This window comes from Paraburkholderia fungorum, assembly GCF_046027605.1.
Taxonomy (GTDB): domain Bacteria; phylum Pseudomonadota; class Gammaproteobacteria; order Burkholderiales; family Burkholderiaceae; genus Paraburkholderia; species Paraburkholderia fungorum_F.
The window spans coordinates 1-889 of the sequence record NZ_JAQQEF010000086.1; the positions used below are offsets into that span (position 1 = coordinate 1).

The window sequence follows — 889 nt, forward strand, 5'->3', positions numbered from 1 at the left end:
GAAGCCCGTGTTCATGGTGAGCAGGATGCCGCACAGAATCCATACGCCACGGCTCTTCAATGCGGCGCGAAAGTCGTGGGTCTTCGTTACGTTCTCCGAGGAGAGGTTGCGTTTCAATAGCAGCTTTTCTTCGGCGGTGAGCCAGTGGGCATCGTCAATGGTTTCCGTCAGTGTGAGCAGTACGATCACGCCGAGAACAATGGCGGGCAGACCTTCCACGATCAACATCCATTGCCAGCCGCGATAGCCGAGGGTCTCGTGCATGTTCTGCAGCACCCAGCCTGAGACCGGTCCGCCGATGCACAGGCTCAGCGGCAGCGCCACCATGAAGCCCGCCATGACGCGGTTCTGCTTGTGGGACGGAAACCAGCTGTTCAGATAGAGAACCACGCCCGGGAAGAAGCCCGCCTCACACACGCCAAGCAGAAAGCGCAGCGCGTAGAACATGGTCCCCGAGCCGGTATGGAAGAACTTTCCCAGCGGCCCGATATACATCAACAGGATGGAGACCAGACCCCATGTCACCATGATGCGGGCAATCCAGCGGCGCGCACCTACGCGATGCAGCGCAATATTGCTCGGCATCTCGAACAGGACGTAGCCCCAGAACAGCATGCTCGCGCCCAGCGCGTAGACGTTGTCGTCCAGATGCAGATCGCCCAGCATCTGCAGCTTTGCAAAACCGATATTGACCCGGTCGAGGTACGACACCATGTAGCACAGGAAGAACAGCGGCACGCACCGCCAGAACACCTTGTCGTAAGTTGCCTTTTCCTGGTTTTGCGAAACCTCGTTCGCCACGTTCGTCTTTTCCATGCTCAACGCCATGACAGTCTCCTGATTGTCTTCTTTGCCGCGCCGCCCGGACAAGCGTCCCTGCCTTGTCTCA

At 58.5% G+C, this 889-nt stretch carries 1 protein-coding gene; it reads right to left on the reverse strand.

The features are described from left to right. Positions 1 to 828 (reverse strand): MFS transporter (locus PQR53_RS38845; RefSeq protein ID WP_408465886.1); only part of this gene is annotated, 828 nt, incomplete at its 3' end. Positions 829 to 889 lie beyond the last annotated feature (61 nt).